The sequence below is a fragment of the Xanthovirga aplysinae genome, assembly GCF_009711365.1.
Classification (GTDB): domain Bacteria; phylum Bacteroidota; class Bacteroidia; order Cytophagales; family Cyclobacteriaceae; genus Xanthovirga; species Xanthovirga aplysinae.
Genome location: NZ_SMMB01000235.1, coordinates 1 through 793, shown reverse-complemented (window position 1 = coordinate 793; position 793 = coordinate 1). Strand labels below are relative to the sequence as shown.

Annotated in this window: 1 protein-coding gene; it reads right to left on the bottom strand. The window is 33.8% G+C overall.

Features of this window, described 5'->3' with window-relative positions; all coding sequences use genetic code 11:
- Nucleotides 1-36: 36 nt before the first annotated feature.
- Entirely contained in the window at nucleotides 37-696 is a 660-nt protein-coding gene (locus E1171_RS00550; protein WP_155203066.1) for a RuvB-like domain-containing protein, read from the bottom strand.
- Nucleotides 697-793 lie beyond the last annotated feature (97 nt).

Genomic DNA, 793 nt, shown 5'->3' with positions numbered 1-793 from the left:
CAAAGCATGGCAGCTCGCCATTGTTGGCAGTTGATTTTATTTCATTTTCGCTATAATGATAATTACAAGTAATCCTACCAAAGCAGTAAGGGAGATTGCTTTCTCCATACTAAGCATTGGTTTCTTTTTTATAAAACCATATGGAAGCATTACTAATCCTAATATTGTAAAACAATAAGCCCATTTACTGTCCTTATCTTCCAATTCAGCCTTTAACACCAGATCAATTAAGGAAATTCCCTTTTTTGATAAGCCAAAAACCTCATTATAATTATTCACAAAGGACTTTTTATTAAGCTTTGGTACTGTCCCTTTTTTAACTTTTAATTGGACATGATCACCTGCTTTGACAGAGGTCCTCAATTTATAATGATCGGTAGATTTATAGGTTTTTCCGGTAACTTTAAAATCTCTTTGATACTCCTTTGTTTTTAGGGTAATCTCTTTATAAGTGGTCGATTTAATTTTATACTGATCATATATTGGATCTTCTTTCAAAGTCACCTCTATTGTGGTTAAATCGCTCTCATAAACTGTATTATCTTTTATTGCTAAATAAATAGAGCCAAAGATCATAACCAATGAAAAACCGATAACAAAAAGTTTAGCCCAGCCTGGTAACGGCTCAAAGGTATTTTTTTTGCTTTGATTTTTTTTCCTACTCTGAGTTTTCCTTTTTCTCTTTTTTCTAGCCATTTATCTAATTTACTGCCAACGGTCCATGTATGAAGTGGAGCTTGGGCGGTGCTGTTGGCTTTGCGCGGCTATGATTTCATAGCATAGATGTAAAAGC